Origin of the sequence: Streptomyces fractus (assembly GCF_049844455.1) — a bacterium.
Lineage (GTDB): Bacteria > Actinomycetota > Actinomycetes > Streptomycetales > Streptomycetaceae > Streptomyces > Streptomyces fractus.
Map to the genome: position 1 here is coordinate 501,236 of NZ_JBMYHI010000002.1, position 24,860 is coordinate 526,095.

Consider the following 24,860-nt stretch of genomic DNA (forward strand, 5'->3'; position numbering starts at 1 on the left):
CTCATGGCTGTGCCTCCACCCCTCCCAAGAGGTGCCTCCGCCGCGCCACCCACCAGAGGCCGGCGCCGGGTCGAACCCATCTACTACTGGTTCCTGCTGCCGACGCTCATACTGTTCACCGGCCTCGTCCTGGGCCCCGCGGTCGTCGGAATCTTCTACAGCTTCACCGACTACGTCGGCTTCGGTACCTGGCAGTTCACCGGTCTGACGAACTATGTGGCGCTCTTCTCCGACCCGGCCATCTGGGAGTCGTACAAGTTCACCCTCGGGCTCGCCCTGGTGTCCGTGGTACTCGCGCAGAGCGTCGCGCTGGCACTCGCGCTCGGGCTGACGAGCCGCGTCCGGTTCCTGACGACGTTGCGGAGCATCTTCGTCATCCCGATGATGATCTCCGGGATCGTCGCCGCGTACGTCTTCAGCTACCTCTTCGCCAACACCCTTCCGTCCCTTGCCACTTCGGTGGGGTTCGGGCCGCTGGAGGAGAGCATCCTGGGCAATCCGGGCCTCGCCTGGATCGCCGTCATGATCGTCTCGGCGTGGCAGACACTGCCTGGCGCGCTGCTCATCTACATCGCCGGTCTGCTGACGATCCCCGGCGAGCTGTACGAGGCGGCCGCCATCGACGGCGCCTCGGCGTGGCGCCGGTTCCGGTCCATCACGCTGCCGCTGGTCTCCGGTTACGTCGTCATCAATTCGATCCTCGGCGTCAAGGGCTATCTGAACGCCTACGACGTCATCAAGGGCCTCACCGACGGCGGGCCCGGCACCGCGACCAACAGCATCGCCATGAAGATCTTCACCGGCTACTCGGACGGCGACTACGCCTACCAGATGTCCAATGCCACCATCTTCTTCGTGCTCACGGTCGCGGTGTCATTGCTGCAACTCCTGGCCACCCGCGGAAGGGGGCTCCGGCTGTCATGACCACCACTCTCCCGCCGTCCGAGCGCACCGCACGGCCCACACCGCCGCTCCGCCAGACCGTCGCCCGTGTCCGCCGCCGCGGCAGGGAGGCCACCAACCGGCCGGTCACCCTGCTGCTCGTGATCGCCTCGCTCACGGTCCTCGTCCCGCTGTACGTCACCGTCTCCATGGCCCTGAAGACCTCTTCGCAGGCGGCCGACGGCGACGCCTTCGCGCTGCCGTGGCCGATCCACCTGAGCAACTTCGCCGACGCCTGGCGCATGACGCACTTCCCCGTCTCGTTCACGATCTCCGTGGCGGTGGCCGCCGGCTCGGTCCTCGGCACACTGGTGCTCAGCTCGCTCGCCGCGTACGCCATCGCCCGCAACTGGGACCGGAGAATCTTCCGCTGGTCGTTCTTCTATCTGCTCGGCGCGATGTTCCTGCCGTTCCCGGTCGTGGCCCTGCCGCAGATCAAGCTCACCGCGCTGCTGCACATCGACAGCCCGGTGGGCGTCATCCTGCTGCACATCGTGTTCCAACTGTCGTTCAGCGTGCTGCTGTACACGGCGTTTCTGCGCTCGATCCCTGTGGAGCTGGAGGAGAGCGCGCGCATGGACGGGGCCGGCACCTGGCAGGTCTTCCGGCGCATCATCCTGCCGTTGCTCGGGCCGATGAACGCAACGGTCGGCATCTTCGCGTTCCTCGCCTCGTGGAACGACTTCATGCTGCCCTCGTTGATCACCTCGGATCCCGGCCTGCAACCACTGCCGGTCCTCCAGAACATCTTCCAGAGCCAGTTCGACACCAACTACAACATCGCCTTCGCCTCGTACCTCATGGCGATGGCACCGACCGTACTCGTCTACCTGTTCACTCAGCGCTGGGTGATCAGCGGACTGACTCAAGGGGCCGTCAAGCAATGACAGCGACACCGCTCAGCAGGATCCCTGACCACCCCCGCACCCGGGACGCGTCCGTGCTGCGCGGTGACCATTGGCGGGTCACCGTGCTCGCCGAGGGGCTGCTCCGCCTCGAATGGTCCGAGGACGGCGGGTTCGAGGACCGCGCGTCGAGCTTCGCCCTCCACCGCGACCTGCCGACACCGGAGTTCACCGTCCGCGAGAGCGACGACGCACTGGAGGTGTCCACGAGCCGCCTCCATCTCCTTTACGACCGGCGGGAGTTCAGCGCCAACGGCCTGGTCGTCACGTCCCCGTCCGGTGGCCGCTGGCGGTTCGGGGAGCGGCGCCCGGACAACCTGGGCGGCACGGCCCGCACCCTCGACGACGCGGACGGCCGTATCCCCCTGGAGGACGGTGTCGCCGCCCGCGACGGGATCGCCGTCGTCGACGACTCGGCGTCGTTCCTCTTCGACGACGAGGGATGGGTGGCATCGCGCGAGCCCGGCCGCCTCGACCTGTACGTCTTCGCGTACGGCCACGACTACGGCGAGGCGGTCCGGGCGCTGTACGCGCTGTCGGGGCCCCCGCCGGTGCTGCCGCGCTGGGCGCTGGGCAACTGGTGGAGCCGCTACCACGCGTACACCGCCGGCGAGTACCTGGAGTTGTTCGACCGCTTCGACGCCGAGCAGTTGCCGTTCTCCGTCGCCGTGATCGACATGGACTGGCATCGCGTCGATTCCGTGCCGCCGCGGTACGGCACCGGCTGGACGGGCTACTCGTGGGAGCGCAAACTCGTCCCGGACCCGGAGGCCTTCCTGGGCGCGCTGCACCGCCGCGGGCTGCGGACCACCCTGAATCTGCACCCCGCCGACGGGGTCCGCCCGTTCGAGGACGCGTACCCGGCGGTGGCGCGGGCGGTCGGTGTCGATCCCGCCTCGGACGCGACGATCCCCTTCGACCTCACGGACCGGACGTTCCTCGACGCCTACTTCCGCCTCCTGCACCACCCGCTGGAGGACCAGGGCGTCGACTTCTGGTGGATCGACTGGCAGCAGGGCAGTACGTCACGCATCCCGGACGTGGACCCGCTCTGGCTGCTGAACCACTTCCACTTCCTCGACTCCGGCCGCGAGGGCCGCCGCCCGATGGCTTTCTCCCGCTACGCCGGTCCCGGCAGCCAGCGCTACGGCGTCGGCTTCTCCGGCGACACAGTCGTGTCCTGGGAATCCCTCGCCTTCCAGCCGGAGTTCACCGCTTCGTCCGCCAACATCGGCTACAGCTGGTGGAGTCACGACATCGGTGGGCACACGCGCGGGGTGCGGGACGACGAACTGGCCACGCGTTGGCTCCAGTTGGGGGTCTTCTCCCCCGTCCTCCGCCTGCACTCGGCGAACAATCCGTTCATCCGCAAGGAGCCGTGGCAGTTCCCGTCCGAGCCCCGGCAGGCGATGGGCGAGGCCCTGCGCTTCCGGCACCGGCTCGTGCCGTACCTGCACACCATGAACCACGTCGCGGCGACAGGCACACCCCTGGTGCGCCCGATGTACCACGTGGCGCCGGAGCGTGACGAGGCGTACGACGTGCCCAACCAGTTCACGTTCGGCAGCGAGCTGATCGTGGCGCCGATCACCACCCGCCGGGACGAGGTGACACTGCTCTCCTCCACGTCGGCCTGGCTGCCGCCCGGCACGTGGACCGACATCTTCACCGGCACGGTGTACGACGGTGACCGCCACATCGAGCTGCACCGCGGCCTCGACGGGGTACCTGCCCTGCTGCGCGGCGGCGGCATCCTCCCGCTGGCCGGTCCCGACGACCTGGACGCCACCCGTAACCCCGAGCACCTGGAACTGCTCGTCGCGCCCTCGGACAGCGGCACGTTCACGCTGATCGAGGACGACGGTCAGGGCGACGGCACGAACCTGCGCACGGTCACCACGCCCCTGGAGTGGAACGCCGGTTCCGGCACCCTGCGCATCGGCCCGGCGGACGGCCCCGAGGGCATCGTCCCCGCCGCCCGCACCTGGACGGTCACCTTCCTGGCGAGCCTGCCCACGGGCCCGGTCCTCGTCGACGGCGAACCGGTCGATGTCAGCGGCGGGCCGGGCCGGTTCAGCGTCACGGTCGAGGCGGCCGCCTCCGCCGACACCACGGTCCAGGTGGAGTTCGGCTCACCGCTCCACCCGGACCGCACGATCGAGCGGGTCCAACGCATCCTCACCGCGGCCCAGTTCGACAACCCGACGAAGCTGGAGATGTGGCGGATCGTGAGCTCCGGCCGACCGCTCACGTCGAAGATCTCGGCACTGCACGCGCTGCGGGTTCCGGCGGGACTGCTGGGCGCGGTGGTCGAGCAGCTGACGGCTCGGGAGGGGTGACGAGGCCGACGGCAAAGGGGGACGGCGTGTCCCTTCACCCCCGGTCCAGATACGCCAACACCGCGAGCACCCGCCTGTTGTCGTCGTCCGACGGGGTCAGTTCGAGGCGTTGGAAGATGTTGGCGGTGTGCTTGGTCACCGCGCGCTCCGTGACGACGAGTTTCTCGGCGATCGCGGCGTTGGAGCGGCCCTGAGCCATCAGTTCCAGGACCTCGGTCTCCCGCGGCGTGAGGCGGTTCACGGCGCGGTCGCGGGTCGAACTGCGGGCCAGGAGCTGGGAGATGACCTCGGGGTCCATCGCGGTGCCGCCCGCGGCGACGCGGCGCACGGCGTCGACGAACTGCGCGGCGTCGAACACGCGGTCCTTGAGCAGGTAGCCGGTGCCGCCCTTGCCGTCGGCCAGGAGCTCACGCGCGTACAGCTGCTCGACGTGCTGGGACAGGACCAGGATCGGCAGGCCGGGGCGGGCGCGGCGGGCGTCGAGGGCGCACCGCAGGCCCTCGTCGGTCTGGGTCGGCGGGAGCCGGACGTCGACGACGGCGACCTCCAGGTTCGGTTCCTGGAGCGCCCTGGCGAGGTCGGGGCCGTTGTCCACCGCGGCGAGGACCTCGAAGCCGAACGCCTCCAGCATGCGGACGAGTCCGTCGCGCAGCAGGAAGAGGTCTTCGGCGATCACTACGCGCACGCTGGCTCCCGTGGGGCTCTCTGCAAACTGATCTCGGCAATCGACTCACGCCATCGACTCACGCCATCCGCTCACGCCACGCTACCCGGCGGACCCGGCGGGAGCAGTACGCACGGGATCTCCATCGTGACGCTGGTGGGGCCGCCGGCGGGGCTGTGCACGGTGAGGGTGCCGTCGAAGGCGTCGAGGCGGCGTGCGATGCCGCGCAGTCCTGAGCCGTCGGGGTCGGCGCCGCCGCGGCCGTCGTCGGTGACGTCGATGCGCAGGACGCCGTGCCGGTGGATGAGTTCGAGGCGGACGAGGGAGGCGTCGGCGTGCTTGGCGGCGTTCGTCAGCGCCTCGCTCGTCGCGAAGTACGCGGCGGATTCGACGGCGGCCTCGGCGCGGCCGGGCAGGTCGGTCCGGGGCTCGACGGGGACGGGCATCCTCAGGGCCAGCGCGCGGATCGCGTCGGCGAGGCCGCGTTCGGCGAGGACGGGCGGGTAGATGCCACGGACGAGTTCGCGCAGTTCCTCCAGGGCCCGGACGGAGTCGGCGCGGGCCTGGGCGAGGAGGGTGCGGGCCGTCGCCGGGTCGCTTTCCATGAGCGCGTCGACCGTGCCGAGGCGCATGCCCATGGCGACGAGCCGGGCCTGCGCGCCGTCGTGCAAGTCGCGTTCGATGCGGCGCAGTTCAGCGGCGGAGGCGTCGACCGCGTCGTGCCGGGTCCGGGCGAGTTCCTCGACGCGGTGCCGCAGCTCGGCGCCGCGCGGGGCGAGCAGCCACCGGGTGAGCGTGAAGTGGACGCGGAGCATGGGCTCCGCCGCGTAGTAGCCGACGACGGCGATGAGCGTGGCGAGCACGGCGGCGGCCAGCGCGGTGACCTGACCGGTGACCGGGATGAAGCCGTACCACCACGCTCCCCCACCGAGGGCCCGCCAGAGCCCTGCCGCGACCGCGTAGCCCTCGATCGGGTACACGACGAGCGCGGCGGGCAGCAGCGCGGTGGCGAAACCGGCGAGCATGTCGGCGGCCAGCCAGCGCAGGTCCCGCCAGGTCGCCGGGTCGCGCAGCAGCCCGGGACACAGGGCCGGTTGCCCGAGCAGGCCGGGCCACGGGGCGCGCGGCTGAGCCCGGTACGCGGCGGGCGGGATGGTCACGCCGGACCAGCGTGCCGCGAGCGTACGCCGTACGTCGCCGTGGGAGCGGACGAGCCGCAGCAGCGGCGGGGTGGTGAACAGGCCGACGCCGGCCACGATGCACACGATCGAGACGACGCACGTCACCAGCAGGGTGAGGGAACCGGCGAGCGACAGCACGGCCAGGGCGAGGCCGCGGGCTCCGGCGAGGGCCGCTACCTTGATCCGTGCCATCCGTACGTCCCGTACATCCCGTCGGCTCCGTGCCATCCGTGCGTCCCGTCCGATCCGTGCGATCCCTGCGCTCCGTGCGATCCGTGCGATCCGTGTGTCGCGCATGTCGGTGATGTCGGTGATCCGTCCGCCGCCCCGCAGGCCCGTTGCGCTCCGATTATGCCGGTCCCGCTCCCGGGCCTCAGGCGGCAACGGCCACCGCCTCGACCGCCGGAGCGCGCAGCACCCGCCGCGTCGTGACAAGGCCGGTGCCGAGCGTCGCCGCGACGGCGACCGCCACGGTGGCCAGCCAGATCCACGGTCCCTGCCCCGGCAGCACCCCGTCGGCGCGCACCACGGTGAACGGTACGAGCCCGGCGACCGCCGCGACCGTCCCGGCCACCACACCGGTGCTCACCAGGACCGCGCTCTCCGCGCCGACCATCGTGAGGACCTGGCGCGGCGTCGCACCCGCGAGCCGCTGGCCGCCGAACTCGCGGCGCCGGTGGACGGTCGCCGCGTACAGGCTGTTGATCAGCATGATGCAGGCGAAGGCGACGATGATGCCGACGACGATCAGGTTGAGCGTGGCGAGATTCTTGTCGCCGACGGTGCGCGCGAGGCCGGAGGACGCGATCGCGTCGTTCTCCACGGCCTGCATGGAGATCGTCGCCGTCGCCACGCCGATGAACAGGATCAGCGGCATCAGCACGGCGGAGAGCTCCCCGGCGCGCTGCCGCAGGTTGAGGACCGTCAGATACCCGCTCGCGCCGGTCAGCGCGGCCAGCGGCCAGGCGAGCACGGACAGCACGGCGCGCAGCAGCGCGGGGGCGAACGTGGCGAGGCCGACGGAGATCAGGATCGCACCATAGGCCGGGGCCGCCATCAGCGCCGGATCCGTCGCGTCGAAGGCGAAGGTGGAGCTCGCCGAGCAGACGCCGAGGACGAGCGCCGCCGTCCCGCCGATGGTGCGCAGACGCCCGCGCGGCCGTCGCACACCGGCCTGCTGCCGGGTCGCGCGGCGCACCGCGAGGAACGCTGCGCCGGCCGACGCCAGTACCGTCACCGCGGCGCCGCTTCCCGCGGCGACCGGCCCGAAGACCGCGTCGACGCCGTCCGCGACCTGCCCCGTGTCCTGGAAGGCACCCACCAGCGTGCGTCCGCCGAGCATCGCGGGCCCGATGGCCAGCAGGGACGCGGCGACGCCGATGAGGGCGGCCTCGCCGACGACCATGCGTTTGATCTGCGCGGGCGTGGCGCCGCAGCTGCGGAGCAGGGACAGTTCCGCGGCGCGCTGGCGTACGTTCACGGTCAGCGTGGAGGCGATCGCGAAGAACACGAGGAGCGTGCCGTACCCGCCGACGACGCTCGCGGCCGTGGTCAGGGACTCGGCGCTGGTGTCGTCGACGCCGGCCTGGGCGGCGGTGTCGTAGAGCGAGTCGAAGGACATGACGATCACGGCGCCGAGGAAGGCGGAGAGCAGTGTCGCGCCGAAGCGTCCGGGGTGGTGCCGCACGGACCGTAGTGCCAGGGAGAACATGCGCTCACACCTCCATCGCGGTGTGCGTCGCGGAGTTGACCGTCGCGGTGACTGTCGCGGTGGCCTTCGTACGGTCGCCGAGATGCGCGAGTCGTTCGGCCACGGCGTCCACGCTCGGCGCGTCGAGACGTCCTATGAGTCGTCCGTCCGCGAGGAACAGCACGGCGTCGGCGTACGAGGCGGCCACCGGGTCGTGCGTGACCATCACGACGGTGCGGCCGTGCAGTCGCGCCGCCTCCTGAAGCAGGGTGAGGACCTCCCGCGCGCTGTGTGTGTCGAGCGCGCCGGTCGGCTCGTCGGCGAAGACCACGGCCGGCTCGGCGACCAGGGCGCGGGCGATCGCGACGCGCTGTCGCTGGCCTCCGGACAGTTCGGCGGGCCGGTGTGCGAGCCGCTCCGCGAGCCCCACCTGCGCCAGGGCCTCACGCACCCGCGGCCGGTCGACGCGCCGCCCGGCAAGCCGCAGCGGCAGGCTCGTGTTCTGCTCCACGGTGAGGGTGTCCAGCAGGTTGTACTGCTGGAACACGAACCCGATGCGGGTGCGCCGGAACTTGGTCAGCGCCGCTTCGCCGCCACCGGTCAGCTCTTCCCCATCGACCATGACGGTCCCGCCATCGGGCCGGTCGAGCCCCGCCGCGCATTGCAGCAGGGTCGACTTCCCGGAGCCGGAAGGCCCCATGACCGCGGTGAAACTCCCGGCGGGCAGGCTCAGGGACACCTCGTCGAGCGCGGTCACCGCGGCCTCGTCGGTCCCGTACACCTTGCGCACCCGGTCGAGCCGTAGTGCCTCCGGGCTGCGTGCCGGTCGGGCCTTCCTGTGCGCACGACTCGTACGACCGAACATCGTCGGTACCTCCACGTCCATCACGGTGGGGCACCGACTGCGCCCCGCCTACGACGCTATGGACCGACGGATGCGGGCACATGGGGCGCAGTGCCCGTCGGAGGGGTGGAGTTTTCTACACCTCGGGGCTGGGGTTTCCCTGGCAAGGCCCGGCTGACGTCGCCGCAGTCGCTGTCAGTGCTCGGCGTCGCGGACCAGGAGGGCGATCTGCACCCGGTTCTCGACCCCCAACTTGGCGAACAGGCTCCCGGTGTGCGCCTTGACGGTTCCGACGCTGATACGCAGCCGCTCGGCCGGCTGCTCGACGGCGGGGCGGGCTGAACGCTCGGGCTCCCGGCGTCCGAGCGCCCTCACCGCTCACATCCCCTTCCGCCCTCACATTCCCTTCGCCCCTTCCCGGATCGCCTCCCGGATGCGGAAGTACGTGCCGCACCGGCACACGTTCCGGATGCCGTCGAGGTCCGCGTCGGTGATCGCGCGGCCCTCCTCCTTCGCCCGGCGGACCACCGCCACCGCGGCCATGATCTGGCCGGGCTGGCAGTAGCCGCACTGGGCGACGTCCTGGTCGAGCCAGGCCTGCTGCATCGGGTGCAGGTCGGCGTCCACCGTGTCGGCGAGACCCTCGATGGTCGTCACCTCGTCGTCGGAGGCCAGCTCCTTCACGGGGATCGAGCAGGGGTTGACGGCCTTGCCGTTGAGGTGGCTCGTGCAGGCCTTGCAGACGTTGATGCCACAGCCGTACTTGGGTCCTGTGACGCCCAGGATGTCGCGCAGCACCCACAGCAGGCGTACGTCGTCCTCCACGTCGACCGTCACCTGCTCGCCGTTGACGCGAAAAGTGTGCTTGGGCACGGGTTGTTCTCCTGGTTCGGCGGTGGGTCAGATGGCGTGGTCGCGGCCGTCGGTCGGCGACTGCGGGACCGGCGGGACGGTCGGCTTCGGGGTGAAGGAGAGGGTGTCGTGGTTGATGGGGAACGTCGTCGGCGTCGTGCCGGTCGCCCTCCCGTACGCGCACGCCACCGCGGCCATGGACGCCGCGACGCCCAACTCCCCTGCCCCGCCAGGCTTTTCGCTCGTGCTCGGCATGACGATGATGTCGAGTTCGGGCGGGGTGTTCCACTGGCGCGTGTAGAGGTAGTTGTCCCAGCTCGCTTCCAGGAAGTGGCCGTCCTTCAGGTGCAGGCTCGACGTCAGGGTCTGCGCGATGCCGTCCATGAGGCAACCCATCATCTGGGCCTCCAGGCCGCGGGGGTTCACCGCGAGGCCCACGTCGACCGCGCACACCGCCTTGGTGACCCGGGGACCCGTGACGCCGTCGCGGATCGGCCGATTGACCGTCTCGGGGCGGCAGTCGATCTCGACGAGGACCGCGTTGACGGCGTGGTACTCGCTGTGCACGGCCACGCCTTGCGCCACACCGTCCGGGAGACTCCTCCCCCACCGGCCGACCTCGGCGACCTTGTCGAGGACGGCGCGGGCCCGGTCGTCGTGCAGGAAGTCCCGGCGGAACGCGAGCGGGTCCTTGCCCATCTTCGCGGCGAGCCGGTCCACGATGAGTTCGCGGGCGCAGGTCACATCGGGCGAGTAGACGTTGCGCATGCTCCCGGTGTTGAAGCCCTTGTCCGTCTCGTTGAGGACCCGGCTGTAGGCCCCGAACTCGTACGGCATCGACTGCGACAGCTGGAAGAACGTCTCGGAGAAGGCGAGGTCGGCGACCGGCAGTTTCGCGGCGACAGAGGTGAGTGCCTCGCCGAAGCCCATGGTGAGGTCGGTGGCGACGCTGGTGTGCCGCTGCTTGTAGCTGAGCACCTTGTCGCCGGAGTACGCGGCGCGTACGCGCGAGGTGGCCATCGGGTGGGCGCGGCCCTGTCGTGCGTCGTCGGCGCGGTGCCACATGAGCCGGACGGGCTTGCCCATCTTCTGGGAGATCTCGGCGGCTTCGAGGGCCGCGTCGAAGAACAGCTTGCGGCCGAACGAGCCGCCGCTCTCTGTGACATGGACGGTGACGGCGCCGACCGGGAGGCCCAGGCGGGCCGCGATCGTCTGCTTCGCGACGATCGGTGACTTCAGGCCGCCCCAGATCTCCGCCTTGCCGGAACGGACGTCGGCTATCGCGCAGTTGGGCTCCAGTGCGCTGTTGCCGCGGAAGTGGAAGGTGAACGTCTCCTCCACGGTGCGGCTCAACGACGGGAGCCCCATGGAGGGTTCGGCCTTCTTCAGTTCGGCGAGGACCGTGTCGTCGGATTTGCCCTCCGCCGTGCCGCCCCGCCATGACACCTCCAGGGCGCGTACGGCGTCGATGCACTGGCCGAAGGTGCGGGCCCGCACGGCGACGCCGGTGGAGACGACCTCGGCGTCGGTGACACCGGGCATGGCCCGCACCGCGTCGAGGTTGGCCACCGAGCCGACCTTGCCGTTGATGGTGGGTGCGCGGCACACCATGGTGGGCAGCGCGTCCGGCACGGCGAGGTCCATGGCGAACTTCTTGCGCCCGGTGACGGCGTCGCGGGCGTCGACGCGGCCCTGCGGTGTGCCGATGACGGTGAAGTCCCCGGCGGACTTAAGCCGCGCCGTGGCCCGCTGCGTGCTGCCGGCGGCGGCCTTCTCCGCCAGTTCTCCGATGCCGACGCTCTTGCCCAGCGGGCCGAAGACGACGCCTGCCTTGACCTTCAACTCGCTGACCAGCGCCCCGAGCTCGATGGCCGCGGCGTCGAGGAGCCTGCCGCGCGCGATGGCGGCGGCCACCCGCACCGGGGTGTAGGTGGCGATCGTCGTGTTGGAGGCGCCGGTGAGCTGGTTGAAGAGGAGCTCGGGGCGGGCGTCGGCGAGCGTGACGTGCACCCGGTCGAGGGGGACGTCCATCTCCTCCGCGATCAGCATCGCCGTCGAGGTCGTGATGCCCTGGCCGACCTCCGCGCGGGGCAGCGCGAAGGACACCGTGCCGTCCTTGTTCACCTGCACCGTGATGAGCGCCGATGTCGGCGCGGCCGCCAGGGTCAGGGCGTCGTTGAGGTCGACGACGTCCGTGACGTCGAGGGACGGCAGACCTCCCGCCCCCGTCGCTTCCGTCGCCGCGGCGCCGTCGGCCGCCGCTTCCCTCGCCGGTACGAGTTCGGCCGCGGCCACCAGCGTTGGCGCCGCCAGTACATAGCCGAGCAACTGTCGTCTGCGCATGTTCCCTCTCACTCCGGCCTGTTCGCATCCGGAAGGTCGATGGCGATCGGCTGCCCCTCGGCCAGGAAAGGGAGCACGATCCAAGTGGGCCCCGCCTGACAGGCAGTTGCCTTGGTACGGTGAAACACGTTGAGCATCCCTGTATCAGTACCACAGGGGAGCACAGACGTCGCACGAAGGCCAGAGGCTTCACGCAATCAGGGAGGCACCTGTGGAACCGAACGTGCTGGAGCTGGCCTTCAGTGAATCCGCCATCGAGACCGATGACACGGACGACGTGACCGTCCGACTGCTCGACGCCGCCTACGAGCAGTTCTGCCGCGTGGGCATCAAGCGCTCGACGATGGCCGACGTGGCGCGGCTCGCGGGCGTCTCCCGGATCACCGTCTACCGCCGGTTCGACACGAAGGAGGCGCTGGTCGAGCACGTCGTACGGCGGGAGTTCCGGGGCTACTTCGAGCGGTTCGCGAGCGAGATCCGGGGCGCGGACACGGTCGCCGACCGCGTCGTCCTGGGCTTCGTGAGCTCGCTGCGCGCCATCCGCCACAACCCGCTCATCGGCGGGCTGATGGCGGTCGAGCCGGATTCGGTGGTGCCGTCGATGACCACCGACGGAGGGCGTACGCACGACGTGGTGCAGCGGTTCGTCGCCGCGCGGCTGCGCGAGGAGCAGCGGGCGGGACAGGTCGCCGCCGGGGTGGACGTGGAGGTTGTGGCCGACATGATGGTGCGCGTCTGCACGTCGTTCCTGGTCGTGCCGAGCCGTGTCATCGACCTGGACGACGACGAGCGGATGCGCGAGGTGGCCCGGCGGTTCCTGGTGCCGATGCTGGGGCCGCCCGCGTAGGCCCTTGTCTTCCCATGCGGTTTCCGGTTACGGCTACGCGACTTATTGACACAGCGCCAATAGCGGTCCACGGTGGGCACCGCTCACGCACAGTCCGCCCCACCCCGCACGTTCCACGTCGTACGTTCCCGGGAGCCGCCGTGACGTCAACAGAGCCGCTACGCCAGTCCGTCGACGGGCTGACGATCACCAAACTATTGCGCCGCAACGCCCAGGAGTTCGGGGACCGGCCCGCCCTCACCACCGGCATCGGACCGGACGCGGACACCCTGACCTGGGCCCAACTGCGCACCGAGACCGCCGCGCTGACCCGTGGCCTCGCCCAACTCGGCCTGGCCCGGGGCGATCGCCTGCTCATCGCGATGTCGAAGCGGGCCGAGCACTGGGTCACCGACCTGGCCGCCGCCCACATCGGCGCGTTGCCGTGCAGCACGTACGACACCCTGAGCACCGAGCAGATCGGGGTCATCGCCCGGCACAGCGCCGCCACCGTGCTGGTCCTGGAGGGAGCGGAGCAGGTGCGGCGCTGGGCGCCCGTCATCGACGACCTGCCGGGGCTGCGCGCCGTCGTCGTCCTCGACCCGTCGGCCGCGCCCGCCGACGACCCGCGGTTCGTCGGCTACGCGGCCGTTCGGGACGCGCTGCCGCCCGACGACGCGGCCTTCGAGTCACTCACCGACGCCGCGATGACGGACCAGCCGCTGGCCCTCGTCTACACCTCGGGTACCACGGGCGACCCCAAGGGCGTGGTGCTCTCGCACCGCAACGTCATCCACGAGTCCGTCATGCAGGAGCAGTTGGTGCCGCTGCCGCCGCACCCGCGCTCGGTCGCGTACCTGCCGATGGCGCACATCGCGGAGCGGGTCCTCGGGATCTACATGCCGATCTGCAGCGCCGGCCATGTCACCATCTGCCCCTCCCCCGACCAGCTGCTGCCCGCGCTCCAGAAGGTGCGCCCGCACGGCTTCTTCGGTGTGCCGCGGGTGTGGGAGAAGCTCACCACCGGCCTGCGCGCCCAGCTCGCCGCGCTCCCCGAGCAGCAGGCGACGGCCCTCGCGCAGGCTCAGAAGACGGCGCTCGAAATCTTCCGGCTGCGCTCCGCCGGGAAGGACGTACCACCCGAACTGGCGGAGCAGCTACAGAAATTGGACGAGGCGGCGCTGCGTCCGCTGCGCGCCGCGATCGGCTTCGACGACTGCCTGCGGGCGTTCAGCGGCGCCGCGCCGATCCCCACGGCCGTCCTGGAGTTCCTGGCGAGCGTGGGCCTGCCGGTGTACGAGGTGTGGGGCCTGAGCGAGACCACGGGCGCGGCCACGGTCAGCACGCCCGACGTGTTCGCCCTCGGCTCGGTGGGCCGTCCGGGTCCCGGTATCGAGGTCAGGGAGGCCAAGGACGGCGAGCTCTTCGTCCGCGGCCCGGTCGTCTTCTCCGGGTACCTCCAGGCGGACGGCGGGATCGCGTCCGGCACGGACGCCGAGGGCTGGATGCCCACCGGGGACGTCGGAAACGTCGACTCCCGTGGCATCGTCACCGTCACGGACCGCAAGAAGGAACTCATCATCACCGCCGGCGGCAAGAACATCGCCCCGACGAAGATCGAATCCCTGCTGCGCGCACACCCGTTGATCGGCCAGGCCGTCGCGATCGGCGACCGGCGCCGCTATGTCACCGCGCTGCTCGTCCTCGACGAGGAGGCGGCCCCCGCCTGGGCCCGCGCAGCCGGCCTCGACACGACCGAGCTCGGCGAACTCGCCGTGCACCCCGAGGTGTTGGCGGCGATCGACACCGCGGTCGAAGAGGCCAATGCCGTGCTGTCGCGGGTGGAGCAGGTCAAGCGGTACCAGGTCGTCGCCGGGCCGTGGACGACGGAGACCGGCGAGCTGACGCCCAAGCTGAGCCTGCGCCGCCGCGCCATCGACGACCTGCACGCGGCGACCATCGAGTCGCTGTACGCGTCGGTGGACGCCACCGACGGGTACAAGGGGTAGCCGCTCATGGGAGCCAAGACCCAGGCCACCGGGCGGCGCCGGATGGAGCCGGACGCGCGCCGCGCCGAGATCCTCGCCGTCGCCCGCCGACGGTTCGGGTCGGCCGGCTACGCTTCGGTGTCGATCTCGGACATCGCGGCCGAGGCCGGTGTGGCCCGGGCCCTGGTCAACCACTACTTCGGCGACAAGCGGCAGCTGTACCTGGAAGTGGTGCGGCAGATGATGGTCATCCCGGCCTCCGTGTCACAGCGGCTGCCGCGGACCACGGCCGAGGAACGCCTCGCCGTCTGCGTCGACCGCTGGCTCGAAGTCGTCGAGCGGAACCGGGAGATGTGGCTCGCGGCCATCGGCATGGAGTCCCTCGGCGACCCGGAGGTCGACCGGATCATGCTGGAGGCCGACGAGATCGCCACCGACCGGATCCTCGAAGCCGCGATGATGACGGACGTCGCCGAGGACGCGGGGCGGGACAAGCTCCGCGCGATGATCCGCGCCCACAGCGCCATGCTCAAGTCCGCGTCCCACGAGTGGCTGGAGCGCGGCACGCTCACGCGCGACGACCTGCACGTGATGCTCACCCGCTCGGTGTTCCACCTGCTGCACACGGTCTTCCCGGCGGTCCTGAAGGGCTGACCGGGACCACCCGTCACGTACACACCTTTGACCGTGGCCACCGGTCACGTACACACCTTCCTCACTCCTCAGGAGACACACCATGCCCCGAGTCCTGTCCGACGAACGCCGCGACCTGGTCAAGGCCATCGCGGACTTCTGCGGTCGCGAGTGCGGCACGAAGGAGCAGCGCGACAAGCTGACGTCCAACGGCGTGGAGCACCACAACCAGCAGCTGTACGAGAAGATGGCGAAGCTCGGCTGGCTCGGCATCGCCGTCCCCGAGGAGTACGGCGGCGCGGGACTCGGCATGGTGGACCTCTCCCTCTTCCTCCAGGAGACGTCCTACGGGCGCGCCCCCATCAGCGGTTTCGGCACGACGATCATCACCGCGGCGGCGTACGAGAAGTTCGGCACGGAGGAGCAGAAGCGCACCATCCTCGAAGGTGTGGTGAACGGCCGGGTCGAGTCGGTCTCGATGTCCGAGCCGGGGGCCGGTTCGGACGTGGGCGCGCTGACCTGCCGTGCGGAGCGCACCGCGGGCGGCTATCTGGTCAACGGGCAGAAGACGTGGTGCTCCAACGCGCACTTCGCCGACCACATCCTGCTGATCGCCCGCACGGAGCCGGGTTCGTCGAAGCATGAGGGCCTGACCCAGTTCATGGTGCCGACGGACGCCGAGGGCCTGACCATCAGGGGCATCGACACGATGGGCGGCAAGGAGGTCAACGACCTCTACTTCACGGACTGTTTCGTCCCGGACTCCGCGGTGGTGGGCACGCCGGGGAAGGCCTGGACGCAGTTGATGGCCGGCCTGAACCTGGAGCGGATGATCCTCGCCGCGATGATGCTCGGGGTGGCACGCCGGGCCTTCGACGACACCTTGGCGTACGTCCGCCAGCGCGAGCAGTTCGGCCGCCCCATCGGCTCCTTCCAGGCGCTCAAGCACCGCATCGCGGACATGGCGACGGAGCTGGAGTGCGCGCAGCTCCTCCTCGACGACGTCGCCGCGACGATCGACGCGGAGCCGGGCAAGGTGTTCGCCCGCGAGGCCTCGATGGCGAAGCTGAAGTGCACGGAGCTGGCGAAGCACGTCACGCTGGAGGGCATGCAGATGCTGGGTGGCTACGGCTATGCCACCGAGTACGGCATGGAGGCCCTGCTGCGTGCGACGGTCGTGTCGACGGTGTACGGCGGGACGAGCGAGATCCAGCGGGACATCATCGGCAAGACGTACGGGCTGTAGGCGGTGACGCGCGGCCGTGCCCGCCGGAGGGCGCGGCCGATGAGTTCCTGGCGGTCGGCCGGTCTACCCGTCGACGAAGGGAGCACATCATGCGCGAGATCATTGTCTGTACGTTCCTGTCACTGGACGGCGTCATGCAGGCGCCGGGCGGTTCGGACGAGGACGTCGAGAGCGGCTTCCAGTACGGCGGCTGGCAGAAGCCGGTGTCCGACGACGAGGTCGGCTCGGCGATCGCCGGTTGGTACGAGCCGGCCGACGCGATGCTGCTCGGCCGCAAGACGTACGGCCTGTTCGCGTCGTACTGGCCGACCGCCGATCCGGGCAACCCGTTCACCGAGCGGATGAACAGCACGCGCAAGTACGTGGCGTCCCGGACCCTGAAGTCCGTCGAGTGGCGGAACTCCTCGCTCCTCGAGGGCGACATCGTCGACGCCGTGCGCGAGCTGAAGGCGTCCGACGGCGGCAACATCAACGTCGTCGGCAGCGGCGATCTCGCCCAGCCCCTCATGCGACACGGCCTGGTCGACGAGTACCGGCTGACCATCCACCCGGTGATCATCGGCACCGGCAAGCGGCTGTTCGCCGACGGGGCGATCCCCACCGCGCTCGAACCGGTCAGCGTCTCGACGACGAAGGGCGGCACCGTCGTCGGCGCCTACCGGCCGAGCGGCGAGCCCACCTTCGACAGCTACTGAGCGATCCGCCGGGTGAGGGCGGACCGGCCGGGCAGGGTCTGCTGGTCACGCCTGCCGGCGCCGCTCGAAGCGCGCGCGTGCCGCGTCGTGCGCGGCGCGCAGCAGCCGCAGGACCGTGTCGTACGTCCGCTCGCCGGGGTTGACGACGCAGATCCAGCTCTGGGCGCCGTACACCGGGTGGGGCAGCACGGTGTCGACGGCCGCGTGGTCCACCGGCAACCCTCCAGTGAGCTCCTGGAAGGTGGCCCGGTCCACCTGGATGTTCACACGCAGGCGGTCCGGGGCGTCCAGGTCCGACAGCCCGTCGCCCGGATAGTTCTTGGTGACGATCGTCCCGTACGGCTGCCCGGCCTGCGGGATCTCGCCGTCCGGGGCGTAGTAGAAGAACGCGTCGCCCCACGCGATCTCGGGGAAGTCGCCGCCGGGCTCCGGAGTGAGGACGAGTGCGCCGTCGAGGCCGCGCACGGTCGTGATGATGTGTTCCATACTCGTGTCGCTGGTCATGGTTCAAGCATCGGCTTGAAGTGCTTATGTGGGGTTGAGGGGAGACGGGTGGCCGACGAGAAAGTACTGAGGACCGTCGATGTCGCCAGGGAGTCGGGGTACTCCTTGCAACAGGTGCGCGACCTCGAACGGCTCGGTGTCGTCCCGGCGGCCGTGCGATCGGACAACGGATATCGGGCCTACGCACCCGTCCATGTGCAGGCGCTGCGCGCCTACCGGGGCCTCGCGGGCGCCATCGGGCCCGTCGCCGCCCGGCGGCTGATGGCGGCGGTGTGGACGCAGTCGATCACGGAGGCGGCCGCGGCGATCAACGCCGTGCATGTCGGTCTCGCGCGCGAACGCGACGAGGCGTTGCGTGCCCAAGAGGCGTTGTGGGCGATCGGAGCCGAGGAAGCACACCGGCCCGGCGCCGCCGGCGACGACTCCATGACCATCACCGAACTCGCCGCAGCGCTCGGCGTGCGCGCCTCGACGCTGCGCTTCTGGGAGCGGGAGGGCCTCGTGGCGCCCGAGCGCGTGACCTCGCTGCGGGCGCGCCGCTACTCCCTCGGCGATCGGCGCGGCCAGGATCGTCGCGGCGCTGCGCTCCAGCGGTTACGGCATCCCGGCGGTGCGGGACATCATCGACTCGCTGCACGCAGTTGGGGAGGACGGTGGGCCGGAGAGGGTCCGGCGCGTCCTCGTGGAACGCCTCGACCGGATCGCCGCGCGCTCCGTGGAACTCCTGCGCGCGGGCGCGGACCTCGCCGCCGTCCTGGACTCCGTCACTCGGGGCCGGGCTTGACCGCGACGAGCCGTTCGATCACGCCGAAGCTGTAGCGCTCGCGCTCGACGACGCTGAATCCGGCCTCCCGTACGAGGTGCAACGGGCGGCGCAGTTGATGGTCGTCGGCCAGTTTCACCATCAGCGGTTCGATGGCGCGCTGAAGCGTGCGTACGGCGAACCGGTGGCTGATGACGTGGTCGATCAGGAGGAGCGTGCCGCCGGGGGCGAGGACGCGGTGCATCTCGGCGACGGCCGCGCGGTCGTCGAGGATGCAGCACAGGGCCAGCGCGCAGACGACCGTGTCGAAGGAGCCGTCGGGGAACGGGAGCCGGGTCGCGGACGCCTCGCTGAGCGTGGCGTCGACGCCGAGGTCGGCGGCCCGCACGCGGGCGCGGGCCAGCATGTCCGGCGAGAGGTCGACCCCGGTCAGGTCGGTGCCCTTGGGGTAGTGCGGCAGGTTCAGGCCGGTGCCGACGGCGACCTCGAGGACCCGGCCGTGGGCCCGCGCGCACAGCCCGGCGCGGCCGCCGCGGAGCATGTGGCGGTCGAAGCGGCGCATCCAGCCGTCGTAGTGGGGCGCGTCGCGGGCCCAGATCTTCTGGGTCCGCAGGTCCTGATCACGAGCGGTCACGGCGGCCTCCCCCTTCGGCGCGGGCGTCCGGTCCCAGCATGCGGCCCGTCCGCGCCGAAGGCGAGCACCCTGCGCGGGTGCGGTCGCGGCGTCAGTCGAGGCGCGCGCCCTTGCGCTCGGGGATGACGAACATGGCGAGGATGTCGGCGACGTAGATCGCGGACAGCAGGCCGATGGCGACGGCGAAGCCCCACCGGTCCGCGCACAGGGCCACGACGACGGGCGCGAATCCGCCCACCGCTCGGCCGATGTTGAACAGGGTGTTCTGCGCGGTGGCCCGCACCTGCGTCGGGTACAGCTCGGCCATCAGCGCGCCGTAGCCGCCGGTCATGCCGTTGGCGAAGAGGCCCATCACGGCGCCGCCGACGAGCAGCGCCCAGGGCGACACGAGCTGGCTGTACGCTAGGACGGAGAGCGCCGCGCCGACCTGGAAGAGCCAGAACGTCCTGCGGCGGCCGAGGCGGTCGGCGAGTTCACCGAAGAGGAGGATGCCGAGCGCCATGCCGACGACGGTGACGGCGGTCCAGCCGGACGACTTGGTGAGGCTGTAGCCGAACCGCTCGCTCAGGTAGGTCGGCAGCCACGTCATGATGCCGTAGTAGCCGAAGTTCTGGACCGAGGTCAGGACCAGCACGCCGAAGCTGGCGCGGGCGGTGGGGCCGTCCTTCACCAGCAGCTTCAGTGAGGCGAGCGTCGACAGGCGCGTGCCCTCGCTGCGGGTGCGCGTGAAGTGCTCGGGCTCGTGCAGCCGGGAGCGGAGCGCGATGGCGACCACCGCGGGCACCGCACCGATCACGAAGAGTCCCTGCCAGCCCCACGCGGCGAGCACGGGAGCGGATATCAGCGCCGCCGCGAGCACCCCCGCCTGAAAGCCGAGCGCGACAAGCGACGTGGCGCGCGCCCGCTTCTTGCTCGGCCACGCCTCGGCGGCGAGCGTCATGCCGATGCCGAACTCGCCGCCGATGCCGACGCCGGCCAGGAACCGGAACGCGGACAGCTCCCCGTACGAGGTCGCGAGCGCCGAGAGGCCGGTGAAGACGGCGAAGAAGATCACCGAGTAGGTGAGGACCTTCACACGGCCGATCCGGTCGGCGAGCATCCCGAAACCGAGTCCGCCGACGACGGCGCCGATGAGCGTGATGGTGGCGAGCGAGCCGCCCTGCGCCTTGTCCAGGCCGAGGTCGGCGGAGATCGCGGAGAGGGCGAAGCTCAGGATCAGCAGGTCGAAGCCGTCCATCGCGTAGCCGAGGGAGGAGGCGAACACCGCCTTCTTCGCGTAGCGGCTGGGCTTGTCACCGCCGCCCGCGGCGTCCACCGGGGTCGCGGCCGTCTCATCCAGTTGTGTCATGTGGCTTGGTTCCGTCGTTCCGTCGCGCGAGGTGGGCGGGCGCCGGGGCGGGCGTCCTGCCCCACCCGCTCATGCCGACGTCCGGACACGGCGCGACCGGGGGAAAGGGCCGCGGCATCCGGAGAACGGAAGAAGGGATGGTGGCGTCGACGATCTCCTGGGGGACCGTGCTCGCACCGGCAGGGTGAAATTCTTTCACACCGCGCGGGCCGCCCTTCACACGGCCTCTCCCCGAGCGTCTGCCGATCGTCACCGGCCGCGGGTGGTGCCCGACCGGTAGTGCGTGTACGTGTACGGATTCCGGCCCGCCACGCCTCCTGGCTCAGCGTCGACCGCAGGTGCTCGTGCTTCACACGTGACCGTAGGGGTTGAGGAGCGGGCGATGCGTCATCGGTCTCCTCTCCGGCACTCAGGACCACTTCGGACAAGCGTCCGGATGCCGGTCAGCCATTGCCACCGATGCCGCTGAAGGCGCACCCTGCTGTCAATTCCCGTGACCCTGACGGGAATTGGACGAGTTGGATCCGCCCATGGCAGGGAGGGGAGCCGCCATGCCCCGCGAAGGAACCGGCCCGGATTTCATCGAGGCGCTGGCCCGCGGCCTGGACGTGATCACCGCTTTTCGGCCGGGCCGGCCGGTGATGTCGCTCGCCGAGGTCGCGAGCGGGACGGGCCTCGCCCGCCCGACCGCGCGCCGCATCCTGCTGACGCTGACCGAACTCGGTTACGTCCGCCAGTGCGCCGCCGGCTTCGCTCTCACACCGCGCGTGCTCGACCTGGGCGTCGCCTACGTCCGGTCGATGGGCCTGTGGGACGTGGCGCGCCCTCACCTGGAGTGTCTCGTGGAGCAGACGGACGAGTCCTGCTCGATCGCGCAGCTCGACGGTTCGGACATCGTCTACGTCGCCCGGGTGGCCCGCCCGAAGATCGTCACGCTGTCCGTACAGATCGGCACCCGTTTCCCCGCACTGTCCACCTCCCTCGGCAAGGTGCTGCTCGCCGCGCTGCCCCCGGACGAGGCGGCACGGGTCCTCGCCGAGCCGAGCCGCTCGGGTCTCACGCCACTCTGGAACCCCGAACGCACCGAGTGGGAGGCGGAGTTGCGCGACGTGCGCGCCCGCGGGTGGGCCCTCACGGACGAGCAGCTCGCCCGCGGCATTCGCTCGGTGGCGGCGCCCCTGCGGGACGGCACGGGCCGCGTGATCGCGAGCCTCAACGTCAACGCGCACGCGGCCGAAACGCCGGTCGATGTCCTGATCCACGCCCACTTGCCGCACCTGCTGCACGCGGCGAGCGAGATCAGCGCGGACTTCGCCCAGCTGCAATCAGCACCGCACGTGACGTCATCACCGAAACCGGCGGCCCTGCGGCGAGGGTGAGTCGCTCAAGCCCCTGCGGCGCTTGAGCGGCGGGGTCCGGGGCAGAGCCCCGAGAGCGCGACCACCACTCCTTGACGCCAACCCCCGCCGAGATCACAATCGCCGCACGGACAAGTGTCCGGCCCCCGGACACGGAGACCCCGGACACGGAGAGGCTGCGTCCATGTCGCCACACTCCCCACCCGACCAACCACCCGCCGCGGGACCGCTGTCGGGCATCCTCGTCGCCGACTTCTCCCGCATCCTCGCGGGCCCGTACGCGACGATGCTGCTCGCCGACCTCGGCGCCGACGTCATCAAGGTCGAGGGCCCGCGCGGCGACGACACCCGCACGTGGATGCCACCGGTCCACGACGGCGTCTCGACGTACTACCTGGGCATCAACCGGGGCAAGCGCTCCCTCGCCCTGGACCTGCGGAACGAGTCCGACGCCGCGCTCGCGGCCGAACTGGCCGACCGGGCAGACGTGTTGATCGAGAACTTCCGCCCCGGCGGCCTGGACCGCTACGCCCTCGACTTCGAGACGGTCAGCCGCACGAACCCCCGCCTGGTCTACGCGTCCATCACCGGCTTCGGCACCGGCGCGGGCCGTGACGTCCCCGGCTACGACCTGATGGTGCAGGCCATGTCCGGCCTGATGAGCCTGACCGGGGACCCGGAGGGCCCGCCGTTCCGGGCCGGCATCTCCGTCTTCGACGTCATGGCGGGCAACCACGCGGCCCTCGGCATCCTCGCCGCGCTGCGCCACCGCGACGCCACCGGCGAGGGCCAGCACGTCGAGGTGAACCTCCTCTCCTCGGCGCTCACCGGCCTCGTCAACCACAGCTCCGCGTACGTCGCCGGGGGCACGGTCCCGTACCGCATGGGCAACGCCCACCCCAGCGTCTTCCCGTACGAACCGCTGCCGACGGCCGACCACGACCTGATCGTCGCCGCCGCCAACGACCCCCAATTCCGCACACTGTGCGCGGTGTTGGGCATCCCTCAGATCGCGCAGGACCCGCGTTTCGCCCGCAACGCCGACCGCACGGCCCACCGCGACGAGCTCCGCCCGATCCTGGTCGAGCGCCTGGCCACGCGCGGCGCACACGAATGGTTCGGCCTGCTCGTGAAGGCCGGGGTGCCCAGCGGCCCGATCAACACGATCGACGGCGGCTTCGCGCTGGCCGAGGAGTTCGGCCTCGACCCGGTCGTCACCGTCGGCGAGGGCGACCGCGCCCTGCCCACGACCCGCCACCCGATCCGCTTCTCCGCGACCCCGGCCGCGTACCACCTGCCTCCGCCCGAACTGGACGAGCACGGCGAGGAGTTGCGGGCCTGGTTGGCGGCCCCCACAAGCACGGAAGAGCCCGACACGGACACGGAGCCCCCGCATGCCTGACGCACCACCGCCCGCCCGGCCGCATCAGCCCGCCTACCCCACGGCCCTGGGCGCATCGGATCCGAAGCGGATCACTCTCCTCGGTCAGGACCTGGCCGAGGACATCATGGGCTCCGTCGGCTTCGGCGAGCTGGCGTTCTGGCTGGCGACGCAGCGCCGTCCGAGCCCCGGCGAGACCCGCGTCTTCGAAGCGGTCCTGGCGGCGCTCGCCGACCACGGCTTCACCCCCACCGCGATCGTCTCCCGGCTCACGTACCTCTCCGCCCCGGACTCGGTCCAGGGCGCACTCGCCGCGGGGCTGCTGGGCGGCGGCTCGCGCTTCCTGGGCGTCACCGAGGACACGGGCCACTTCCTCAACGAGGTCATCACCTCACTCGGCGACGGGCAACCGGCACCCGACGACCGTCCGGCCTGGGACGCGGTGGCCCTGCGCACGGTCCAACACGCCCATGACGCACACGAGTTGATCCCGGGCCTCGGCCACCACCTCCACAAACAGGGCGACCCCCGCACGCAACGCCTCATGGACATCGCCCACGAGGAGGGCGTCTTCGGCCCGCACCTCACCCTCTTCGAGGCCATCGGCCGCACCCACCCGACCGTCCTCGGCCGCACCCTCCCCCTCAACGGCGCCGGGGTGTGCGGAGCCGCCCTCGCCGACCTGGGCCTCCCGCTCCCCCTCCTGCGCGGCTTCGCCCTGCTCGCCCGCACGGCGGGCCTGATCGGCCAGCTGGCGGAGGAGATCCGCACGCCGGTCGCCCGGGACATCTTCGCCTCAGTGGAACAGCACAGCGCTCCGATCCCGCCGACCCCCGCCTCCCCGCAGGAGTAGCCCTTGTCCACCGACGAGCACGACCTCACCGAACTGGCCGTCGACCGCTGGTCCACCGCCGAGTCCCCGCGCCTGGCCGAGCTGATGACCTCCCTCGTCCGCCACCTCCACGCGTACGCCCGCGAGGTGAACCTGACGGAGGACGAGTGGGCGGCCGCGATCAAGTGGCTCACGGCGGCCGGACAGCTCAGCGACGACAAGCGCCAGGAACTCGTCCTGGCCTCCGACGTGTTGGGCCTGAGCATGCTCACCGTGGAGCTCGGCCACCGCTTCTCCGAGCGTGCCACGCCCGCCACGGTCCTCGGCCCGTTCCACATCGACGGCTCCCCCGACGTGCCGCACGCCCACGACATGTCGGACGGCCTCCCCGGCACCCCGCTCTTCCTCACCGGCACGGTCACCGACACCACGGGCCGGCCGCTCCCCCACGTCGTCCTCGACGTCTGGCAGGCCGACACCGACGGCGCGTACGAGTCCCAGGTCCCCGACGTCGACGAGGCCCGGCTGCGTGCGAAGTACACCACCCGCGAGGACGGCACGTACTGCATCCGCACCGTCGCGCCCCTCGGCTACGCCATCCCCATGGACGGCCCGGTGGGCGAGCTCATCCACCGAACCCGGATCAGCCACTTCCGCCCGGCCCACGTCCACTTCCTCATCGACCACCCGGGCCACCGCAGGCTGATCACCCACCTGTTCCGGGAGGGCGGTCAATACCTGGACAGCGACGTCGTGTTCGGCACGAAGGCCCCGCTGATCGTCCCCTTCACGGAACGCGACCCGGCCACCGCCCCGCCGCCCGACGGCAGCAAGCTCACGGAGCCGTACCTCCACGCCGAGTACACCTTCGTCCTGGAACCGGATTGACATG

At 70.9% G+C, this 24,860-nt stretch carries 21 protein-coding genes and 2 pseudogenes; 13 read left to right on the forward strand and 10 right to left on the reverse strand.

Annotated elements, in window-relative coordinates; translation table 11 throughout:
* The first annotated feature begins 3 nt into the window (after positions 1-3).
* The 3 genes from ACP4E5_RS04410 to ACP4E5_RS04420 are packed head-to-tail and all read left to right on the forward strand — an operon-like array spanning position 4 to position 4,186.
* The gene (locus ACP4E5_RS04410; RefSeq protein ID WP_425825380.1) at positions 4-924 is read left to right on the forward strand and encodes a carbohydrate ABC transporter permease; all 921 of its coding nucleotides are present in this window, start codon (positions 4-6) and stop codon (positions 922-924) included.
* Entirely contained in the window at positions 921-1,829 is a 909-nt protein-coding gene (locus tag ACP4E5_RS04415) for a carbohydrate ABC transporter permease (protein ID WP_425825381.1), read from the forward strand. The genes ACP4E5_RS04410 and ACP4E5_RS04415 overlap by 4 nt, the downstream gene beginning before the upstream one ends.
* Positions 1,826-4,186, forward strand: a complete 2,361-nt coding sequence (locus tag ACP4E5_RS04420) for a glycoside hydrolase family 31 protein (protein WP_425825382.1) — start codon at positions 1,826-1,828, stop codon at positions 4,184-4,186. Before ACP4E5_RS04415 ends, ACP4E5_RS04420 begins: the two co-directional genes overlap by 4 nt.
* 34 nt (positions 4,187-4,220) lie before the next feature.
* On the opposite strand, the gene ACP4E5_RS04425 is transcribed toward ACP4E5_RS04420, so the two are convergent.
* The 7 genes and pseudogenes from ACP4E5_RS04425 to ACP4E5_RS04455 form a co-directional block, all read right to left on the reverse strand.
* Positions 4,221-4,871, reverse strand: a complete 651-nt coding sequence (locus tag ACP4E5_RS04425) for a LuxR C-terminal-related transcriptional regulator (protein WP_425825383.1) — start codon at positions 4,869-4,871, stop codon at positions 4,221-4,223.
* A gap of 71 nt (positions 4,872-4,942) precedes the next feature.
* Positions 4,943-6,223 (reverse strand): sensor histidine kinase, encoded by a 1,281-nt coding sequence (locus ACP4E5_RS04430; RefSeq protein WP_425825384.1) that lies wholly within the window; start codon positions 6,221-6,223, stop codon positions 4,943-4,945.
* A 181-nt stretch (positions 6,224-6,404) separates the two neighbouring features.
* Positions 6,405-7,742, reverse strand: a complete 1,338-nt coding sequence (locus ACP4E5_RS04435) for an ABC transporter permease (protein WP_425825385.1) — start codon at positions 7,740-7,742, stop codon at positions 6,405-6,407.
* A gap of 4 nt (positions 7,743-7,746) precedes the next feature.
* On the reverse strand, positions 7,747-8,586 hold the full coding sequence (locus ACP4E5_RS04440; protein ID WP_425841077.1) for an ABC transporter ATP-binding protein: 840 nt from the start codon (positions 8,584-8,586) through the stop codon (positions 7,747-7,749).
* A gap of 174 nt (positions 8,587-8,760) precedes the next feature.
* Positions 8,761-8,880 (reverse strand): annotated as a pseudogene (locus ACP4E5_RS04445) (LuxR C-terminal-related transcriptional regulator); the annotation flags it as partial.
* 81 nt (positions 8,881-8,961) lie between these two features.
* A complete protein-coding gene (locus tag ACP4E5_RS04450) occupies positions 8,962-9,438 on the reverse strand; it encodes a (2Fe-2S)-binding protein (RefSeq protein WP_399236995.1) in 477 nt (158 codons plus the stop codon).
* Positions 9,439-9,465: 27 nt separating this feature from the next.
* Positions 9,466-11,760: a molybdopterin cofactor-binding domain-containing protein gene (locus ACP4E5_RS04455; protein WP_425825386.1), complete on the reverse strand. Its 2,295-nt coding sequence runs from the start codon at positions 11,758-11,760 to the stop codon at positions 9,466-9,468.
* Positions 11,761-11,971: 211 nt separating this feature from the next.
* Between ACP4E5_RS04455 and ACP4E5_RS04460 the strand changes: the two genes are divergently transcribed.
* The 5 genes from ACP4E5_RS04460 (at position 11,972) to ACP4E5_RS04480 (ending at position 17,148) form a co-directional block, all read left to right on the forward strand.
* Positions 11,972-12,607: a TetR/AcrR family transcriptional regulator gene (locus tag ACP4E5_RS04460; protein WP_425825387.1), complete on the forward strand. Its 636-nt coding sequence runs from the start codon at positions 11,972-11,974 to the stop codon at positions 12,605-12,607.
* A 140-nt stretch (positions 12,608-12,747) separates the two neighbouring features.
* Positions 12,748-14,595, forward strand: a complete 1,848-nt coding sequence (locus ACP4E5_RS04465) for an AMP-dependent synthetase/ligase (RefSeq protein ID WP_425825388.1) — start codon at positions 12,748-12,750, stop codon at positions 14,593-14,595.
* A 6-nt stretch (positions 14,596-14,601) separates the two neighbouring features.
* On the forward strand, positions 14,602-15,228 hold the full coding sequence (locus ACP4E5_RS04470) for a TetR/AcrR family transcriptional regulator (RefSeq protein ID WP_425825389.1): 627 nt from the start codon (positions 14,602-14,604) through the stop codon (positions 15,226-15,228).
* An 82-nt stretch (positions 15,229-15,310) separates the two neighbouring features.
* Positions 15,311-16,453: an acyl-CoA dehydrogenase family protein gene (locus ACP4E5_RS04475; RefSeq protein WP_425825390.1), complete on the forward strand. Its 1,143-nt coding sequence runs from the start codon at positions 15,311-15,313 to the stop codon at positions 16,451-16,453.
* A gap of 89 nt (positions 16,454-16,542) precedes the next feature.
* Positions 16,543-17,148: a dihydrofolate reductase family protein gene (locus ACP4E5_RS04480; protein ID WP_425825391.1), complete on the forward strand. Its 606-nt coding sequence runs from the start codon at positions 16,543-16,545 to the stop codon at positions 17,146-17,148.
* A 45-nt stretch (positions 17,149-17,193) separates the two neighbouring features.
* Here the strand turns inward: ACP4E5_RS04480 and ACP4E5_RS04485 are convergent, their stop codons facing one another.
* Positions 17,194-17,634 (reverse strand): DUF6194 family protein, encoded by a 441-nt coding sequence (locus ACP4E5_RS04485; protein ID WP_425841080.1) that lies wholly within the window; start codon positions 17,632-17,634, stop codon positions 17,194-17,196.
* Positions 17,635-17,700: 66 nt separating this feature from the next.
* Between ACP4E5_RS04485 and ACP4E5_RS04490 the strand changes: the two are divergent.
* Positions 17,701-18,436 (forward strand): annotated as a pseudogene (locus tag ACP4E5_RS04490) (MerR family transcriptional regulator).
* Here the strand turns inward: ACP4E5_RS04490 and ACP4E5_RS04495 are convergent.
* Positions 18,417-19,049, reverse strand: a complete 633-nt coding sequence (locus ACP4E5_RS04495) for a class I SAM-dependent methyltransferase (protein WP_425825392.1) — start codon at positions 19,047-19,049, stop codon at positions 18,417-18,419. The pseudogene ACP4E5_RS04490 and the gene ACP4E5_RS04495 overlap by 20 nt on opposite strands.
* 91 nt (positions 19,050-19,140) lie before the next feature.
* Positions 19,141-20,397, reverse strand: a complete 1,257-nt coding sequence (locus ACP4E5_RS04500) for an MFS transporter (protein ID WP_425825393.1) — start codon at positions 20,395-20,397, stop codon at positions 19,141-19,143.
* Between the two features lie 551 nt (positions 20,398-20,948).
* Here ACP4E5_RS04500 and ACP4E5_RS04505 point away from each other — a divergent pair.
* The 4 genes from ACP4E5_RS04505 to ACP4E5_RS04520 all read left to right on the forward strand — a co-directional run bounded on the left by ACP4E5_RS04505 (position 20,949) and on the right by ACP4E5_RS04520 (position 24,856).
* A complete protein-coding gene (locus ACP4E5_RS04505) occupies positions 20,949-21,776 on the forward strand; it encodes an IclR family transcriptional regulator domain-containing protein (RefSeq protein WP_425825394.1) in 828 nt (275 codons plus the stop codon).
* Between the two features lie 163 nt (positions 21,777-21,939).
* Entirely contained in the window at positions 21,940-23,157 is a 1,218-nt protein-coding gene (locus tag ACP4E5_RS04510) for a CaiB/BaiF CoA transferase family protein (RefSeq protein ID WP_425825395.1), read from the forward strand.
* Positions 23,150-23,989 carry a citryl-CoA lyase gene (locus ACP4E5_RS04515; RefSeq protein WP_425825396.1) on the forward strand — a complete coding sequence of 280 codons (840 nt, stop codon included), beginning with the start codon at positions 23,150-23,152 and terminating at the stop codon, positions 23,987-23,989. Before ACP4E5_RS04510 ends, ACP4E5_RS04515 begins: the two co-directional genes overlap by 8 nt.
* Positions 23,990-23,992: 3 nt before the next feature.
* Positions 23,993-24,856 carry a dioxygenase family protein gene (locus tag ACP4E5_RS04520; protein WP_425825397.1) on the forward strand — a complete coding sequence of 288 codons (864 nt, stop codon included), beginning with the start codon at positions 23,993-23,995 and terminating at the stop codon, positions 24,854-24,856.
* The last annotated feature ends 4 nt before the right edge of the window (positions 24,857-24,860 follow it).

Bases quoted from the DNA above. Each gene is read 5' to 3' on its own strand.
- ACP4E5_RS04470 (WP_425825389.1), top strand. From the start codon at position 14,602: ATGGGAGCCAAGACCCAGGCCACCGGGCGGCGCCGGATGGAGCCGGAC.
- ACP4E5_RS04515 (WP_425825396.1), top strand. From the start codon at position 23,150: ATGCCTGACGCACCACCGCCCGCCCGGCCGCATCAGCCCGCCTACCCC.
- ACP4E5_RS04485 (WP_425841080.1), bottom strand. From the start codon at position 17,634: ATGGAACACATCATCACGACCGTGCGCGGCCTCGACGGCGCACTCGTC.
- ACP4E5_RS04505 (WP_425825394.1), top strand. From the start codon at position 20,949: ATGCCCCGCGAAGGAACCGGCCCGGATTTCATCGAGGCGCTGGCCCGC.
- ACP4E5_RS04415 (WP_425825381.1), top strand. From the start codon at position 921: ATGACCACCACTCTCCCGCCGTCCGAGCGCACCGCACGGCCCACACCG.
- ACP4E5_RS04435 (WP_425825385.1), bottom strand. From the start codon at position 7,742: ATGTTCTCCCTGGCACTACGGTCCGTGCGGCACCACCCCGGACGCTTC.
- ACP4E5_RS04420 (WP_425825382.1), top strand. From the start codon at position 1,826: ATGACAGCGACACCGCTCAGCAGGATCCCTGACCACCCCCGCACCCGG.
- ACP4E5_RS04510 (WP_425825395.1), top strand. From the start codon at position 21,940: ATGTCGCCACACTCCCCACCCGACCAACCACCCGCCGCGGGACCGCTG.
- ACP4E5_RS04430 (WP_425825384.1), bottom strand. From the start codon at position 6,223: ATGGCACGGATCAAGGTAGCGGCCCTCGCCGGAGCCCGCGGCCTCGCC.
- ACP4E5_RS04455 (WP_425825386.1), bottom strand. From the start codon at position 11,760: ATGCGCAGACGACAGTTGCTCGGCTATGTACTGGCGGCGCCAACGCTG.
- ACP4E5_RS04410 (WP_425825380.1), top strand. From the start codon at position 4: ATGGCTGTGCCTCCACCCCTCCCAAGAGGTGCCTCCGCCGCGCCACCC.
- ACP4E5_RS04440 (WP_425841077.1), bottom strand. From the start codon at position 8,586: ATGTTCGGTCGTACGAGTCGTGCGCACAGGAAGGCCCGACCGGCACGC.
- ACP4E5_RS04500 (WP_425825393.1), bottom strand. From the start codon at position 20,397: ATGACACAACTGGATGAGACGGCCGCGACCCCGGTGGACGCCGCGGGC.
- ACP4E5_RS04475 (WP_425825390.1), top strand. From the start codon at position 15,311: ATGCCCCGAGTCCTGTCCGACGAACGCCGCGACCTGGTCAAGGCCATC.
- ACP4E5_RS04480 (WP_425825391.1), top strand. From the start codon at position 16,543: ATGCGCGAGATCATTGTCTGTACGTTCCTGTCACTGGACGGCGTCATG.